The 4,712-nt window shown below is 77.0% G+C and carries 4 protein-coding genes; 1 reads left to right on the plus strand and 3 read right to left on the minus strand.

Annotated elements, in window-relative coordinates; all coding sequences use genetic code 11:
* Positions 1-260: 260 nt before the first annotated feature.
* The 3 genes from ACFWNV_RS27875 to ACFWNV_RS27885 are packed head-to-tail and all read right to left on the minus strand — an operon-like array spanning position 261 to position 2,541.
* A complete protein-coding gene (locus ACFWNV_RS27875) occupies positions 261-1,124 on the minus strand; it encodes a biotin-dependent carboxyltransferase family protein (protein ID WP_383952311.1) in 864 nt (287 codons plus the stop codon).
* Entirely contained in the window at positions 1,121-1,744 is a 624-nt protein-coding gene (locus tag ACFWNV_RS27880) for an allophanate hydrolase subunit 1 (protein ID WP_383952313.1), read from the minus strand. The genes ACFWNV_RS27875 and ACFWNV_RS27880 overlap by 4 nt, the downstream gene beginning before the upstream one ends.
* Positions 1,741-2,541 (minus strand): LamB/YcsF family protein, encoded by an 801-nt coding sequence (locus tag ACFWNV_RS27885; protein ID WP_383952315.1) that lies wholly within the window; start codon positions 2,539-2,541, stop codon positions 1,741-1,743. Before ACFWNV_RS27885 ends, ACFWNV_RS27880 begins: the two co-directional genes overlap by 4 nt.
* A gap of 107 nt (positions 2,542-2,648) precedes the next feature.
* Between ACFWNV_RS27885 and ACFWNV_RS27890 the strand changes: the two genes are divergently transcribed.
* On the plus strand, positions 2,649-4,154 hold the full coding sequence (locus tag ACFWNV_RS27890) for a hypothetical protein (protein WP_383952317.1): 1,506 nt from the start codon (positions 2,649-2,651) through the stop codon (positions 4,152-4,154).
* The last annotated feature ends 558 nt before the right edge of the window (positions 4,155-4,712 follow it).

Below are 4,712 nucleotides of genomic sequence, written 5' to 3' on the forward strand. Positions count from 1 at the left end.
GGTCTGGGGCGGAGCCCCAGGGGGTCCGGGCGCAGCCCGGTGCCCCGTTTGCAGCCCGTCCGGCGTTTGAGGACCGGGTCCGGGCTGGCCCGGGGAACGGTGGAAGGGCGGGTAGGGGACCCAGCCCCGCGCAGCGGCACCCGCAGCCCCCGCCCGGCCGAGCCCCCGCCTCGCCCAGGCGGGCCCCGAGGAGGCGCACCCCTCGGGCAGGGCACCCCCGGGCGGGGCACGGCACCCCCGGGCGGGGCAGCCCGCCCCGGTCAGGCTCGGACGAACCGGACCGGCACCCTCACCCCCGCCTGCGCCACCGCATCAAGCGCGGCACCCACCACGACCCCGACCACGGGGTACCCCCCGGTCACGGGGTGGTCCGCGAGGAACACCACCGGCTGCCCGTCCGGCGGCACCTGCACCGCCCCGAGCACCATCCCCTCGCTCGCCAGCTCACCACCCCGCGCCCGCACCAGCGCCGGCCCCTGCGTCCGCATCCCGACGCGGTTGGAGGAGGCCGAGACCCGGTACGTCGCCCGCAGCAGCCGCCCCGTCACCGACTCCGCGGTGAACCAGTCGGCCCGCGGCCCCAGCCGCAGCGGGAGCACCAGTTCCGAGGGCGGGCCCGGAACGGCCGGACCGTCCACCCCGGCCACCGGATCCGGGCCCGGTGCGCCCACCGGCAGCAGCGCCCCCGCCGCCAGGACCGGCGGGCCGAGGCCCGACAGCAGATCGGTCGAGCGGCTGCCCAGCACCGGCTCGACCGCGAACCCTCCCCGCACCGCCACGTAGCCGCGCACCCCCGACTCCGCCGGGCCCACGTCCAGCTCCGCCCCGTCGCGCAGCAGGACCGGCGCTCCCCAGGCCACCGGGCGCCCGCAGACCCGTACCGCGCACGGCGCCCCGGTCACCGCCACGGTCAGCGGGCCGCCCACGGCCCGTAGCCCGACCCCGTTCAGGGTCGTCTCCAGGACGGCGGCCCCGGGCGGATTGCCCAGGAGCCGGTTCGCCAGCGCGCGCGCCCCCGCGTCGAGGGCGCCGGAGCGGGGGACGCCGAGGTGGGCGTACCCGGGCCGCCCCAGGTCCTGGACGGTGGTCAGCGCGCCCGCCCGTACGACCTCCAGCCCCTTCACAGCGCCTCCGCCGGGGCGAACCGCACCCGTACCCCCGGCGCGAACAGCGCGACGGGTTCCCGCGCCGGGTCCCACAGCACGGCGTCGGTGGATCCGATCAGCTGCCAGCCGCCGGGGGAGGACCGCGGGTAGACCCCCGCGTACTCGCCCGCGAGGGCCAGCGAGCCCGCCGGTACCGCCGTACGGGGCGTCGCGCGCCGGGGCAGGTGGAGGCGGGCGGGCAGGCCCGTCAGGTAGCCGAAGCCCGGGGCGAACCCGCAGAAGGCCACCCGGAAGGTGATCCCGCCGACGATGCCCGGTACCTCCTCGGGCGCCACCTCCCAGCGCGCGGCCACCTCCGCGAGGTCGGGGCCGTCGTAGCGCACCGGGACCGTCACCGGGGGCGGCCCGTCGGACGGTGCGAGCGGGGGAACCGGCCAGCGGGCGATCCGGGCCGCTAGGGCGCGCGGCTCCCGTACCCCGTCCAGCAGGATCGTCCGGGCCGCCGGGACGATCTCCCCTACCCCGCCCAGCTCGCCCGCGTCCCGGCGGCGCAGCAGCTCCGCGTGGAGCGCGGCCACCTCCTCGGCGGAGTCCACCTCCAGCAGCAGCGCCCCGGCGCCGGCCTCCAGCGCCCTCATGCGAAGGCCTCCACCCGCACCCCGGCCCCGCCGAGCGCTCCGCGGACCCGCAGGGCCAGGTCGGCCGCGCCCGGGGTGTCCCCGTGCAGGCACAGGGAGCGGGCGGCCACCGGGATCCGGGAGCCGTCGGCGGCCGTCACCGCGTGCCGGGCGGCCATGTCCAGGGCGCGGGCCACCACGGCGTCCGGGTCGTGGACCACGGCGCCCGGCTCGCCGCGCGGTACGAGGGTGCCCTCCGGGGTGTAGGCCCGGTCGGCGAAGGCCTCCGGGACGGCCGGCAGCCCGGCCCGCCCGGCGGCGGCGAGCAGCAGGGAACCGGGCAGCCCGAGCACCGGGAGCCCGGCGGGACCGGCCGCGATCAGCACGCCCGCCACCACCGCGGCGGCCTGGCCGGAGTCGTGCACGGTGCGGTTGTAGAGCGCGCCGTGCGGTTTCACGTACGACACCCGGGACCCGGCCGCCCGCGCGAAGACCTCCAGCGCCCCGATCTGGTAGGCCACCTCGTCGGCCAGCTCACCGGCCGGCACGTCCATGGAGCGGCGGCCGAAGCCCGCCAGGTCCCGGTACGAGACCTGCGCGCCGATCCGCACCCCGCGCGCGGCCGCCAGCTCGCAGACGCGGCGCATGATGGACGGATCGCCGGCGTGGAAGCCGCAGGCGACGTTGGCGCTCGTGACGACCGACAGCAGGGCCTCGTCGTCGGTCAGCGTCCACCGCCCGAAGCCTTCGCCGAGGTCGGCGTTGAGATCGATCACGGGGGCGGCCGCCGGGGTGTCCGGCGTGATCATGGAAGCCATGCGGTGAGCGTAGAACAGCCCGCGGGCCGCGCTCCCGCCCACGGCGGGAGGATCGGGCGAACCATCCCGTTTGGGATGTTGTCAGGGTCAGCGCCTAGTCTTTGCCCGTGACTCTCCCTGCCCCGGCGAAGACCCTTCCCTCCCCGGCGCCGGGCCCGGCCGCCGACGAGGGCCTGGCCCGGCGGCTGCGCGCGCTCGCCTGCACCGCCCCGCTCCACGACCTCGACGTGCGCAAGGCCAATCTGGCCGGCGAGTACGGGGTGTACGCGATGGCGGAGGTCGCGCTCGCCGCGATCGACCTGGTCACGCTCAACATGGACTTCGACACCGGCGCCGACCACGAGCAGATAGTGGCACGCCTGCTGCCGCGCGTCGCCGCCCAGGCACCGGCGCGCCCCGCGGCCGAGCACGAGCGGGTGGCCCGCTGGGTGCTGGAGAACCTCATCAACGTCGGCAGCGTCGACCGCGGATTCCGCGCGATCTACGGCACGTTCGGCCCGGACGGGGTGTACGTCCGCCGCGACTACGACTTCAAGCTGATCGAGGAAGTCCCGGGCTACGGCGGCGCGGTGTACCTGCGCACGACGGACGAGGCCGTCAACGTCCTGGTCGGCGCCCTGGACACGGACGTCACCAGCGCGCAGATCGCCGCCGAGGTCAAACTGGAGGTCCTGATCAGCCGGGGCCGGCTCGCCGACGCCCAACTCGCCGCCGAGCAGGCCCGCTACCGCACCGTCCAGTACGCCGAGACCCTGCGCCGCACACTGGACGCGACCCGGCGCAACGTACGGGCGGTGGACTGGCTGGTGACCGTCCCCGACATGATCGCGGAGGCCCTCGACCACGTCGCCGACCGCTACCGCCACGAGAACGCGATCCTGACCAACATCCGCAAGGCCCGCGACGAGGCGGAGGAGCCCGACAACAAGCGGCGCGCCGCCGAACTGGTCGACATCGTCAAGGACTGCATCCGCCGCCACACCCAGCTCCAGTCCCGACTGCTCGACGCGGGCCCGCTGTTCCGCGCCGAACAGGACCGCCAGGCCTTCGCGGCCCCCGCGCCGCGCTCCGGGATCGACCTGTACGGACAGCTCGTCGCCCCCGTGCTGCCGCTCCCGGTCGCCCAGGCCATCCGCGTCACGGACGCCTTCTTCGCGTCGGGCGCCGGCCTGCGCACCCCCGTCTCGGTCCGCGTCGCGGACCTGGTGGAGATCCTCCTCACCCCGCCGGTGGAGCGCGAGCACCTCGGTCTGGAGATGCCGGAGCCGGACCTGATCGCCACCCCCGACGACAGCCGCTTCAGCGAGGAGCAGCTCGCCGCCGCGATGGCACTCCTCGAACTCCCGCACGACGCCCCGCGCCGCCTGTCCGGCCTCCTGGCGGAGGCCCGCCGCTCCGACCCGGACCTGCCCTACCTCGTCGCCCTCCTGGCCGTCCACGCGGCGAGCCCCGCGGTGGGCACGGCCTACCGCCAGGGCGAGGAGCGGCTCCTCTTCGCGGTCGACGACGGCACGGAACTCGAAGACCCGGAATTCGGCGGCGCGGACCTCATCGTCGGCACCGCCCTCCTGGACGCGGCAGCCATGACGGCAGACCGCACGGAGGCAGCATGACCCCGCCCTGGCCCTGGCCGGGCGACGAACGGAGCCACGGCGGGACCGCCAGGGGCGGGGCGTGCCCCTGCGGGGCGGGCTCCTGCGGAGCTGTCCCCTGCGGGGCTGCTCGCGGCGGAGCTGCCCTCTGCGGAGCCGCCCGCGACGGTGCTGTCCCCGGCGGGGCGGTCCGTGGCAGGGCTGCTCGCTATGGAGCGGTCCCCTGCGGAGCCGTCCGCGGCGAGACCGATTGCCACGGAGTTGTCCTCTGTGGAGTCGTCCGCGGCGGGGCTGATTGCTACGTCGTCCAGCGCCGGGGTGTCCCGTCCCCGACGGGGGTGACGACCCCGGTCACCGGGGCGGAGCCCCTGGTGGCGCGGTCCCGCCCGGGGGTGTGGGGGCTCGCCCCTGCTTTCGGGAAGGGGCGGGGTGGGGGAAGACTCCCCGCTGCCGGGCCTGCCGGGCCTGCCGGGCCTGCCGGGCGTGCCGGGCGTGCCGGGCGTGCCGGGCGTGCCGGGCGTGCCGGGCGTGCCGGGCGTGCCGGGCGTGCCGGGCGTGCCGGGCGTGCCGGGCGTGCCG

The sequence above is a fragment of the Streptomyces sp. NPDC058401 genome, assembly GCF_042722885.1.
Taxonomy (GTDB): domain Bacteria; phylum Actinomycetota; class Actinomycetes; order Streptomycetales; family Streptomycetaceae; genus Streptomyces.

Bases quoted from the DNA above. Each gene is read 5' to 3' on its own strand.
- ACFWNV_RS27880 (WP_383952313.1), bottom strand. From the start codon at position 1,744: ATGAGGGCGCTGGAGGCCGGCGCCGGGGCGCTGCTGCTGGAGGTGGAC.
- ACFWNV_RS27885 (WP_383952315.1), bottom strand. From the start codon at position 2,541: ATGGCTTCCATGATCACGCCGGACACCCCGGCGGCCGCCCCCGTGATC.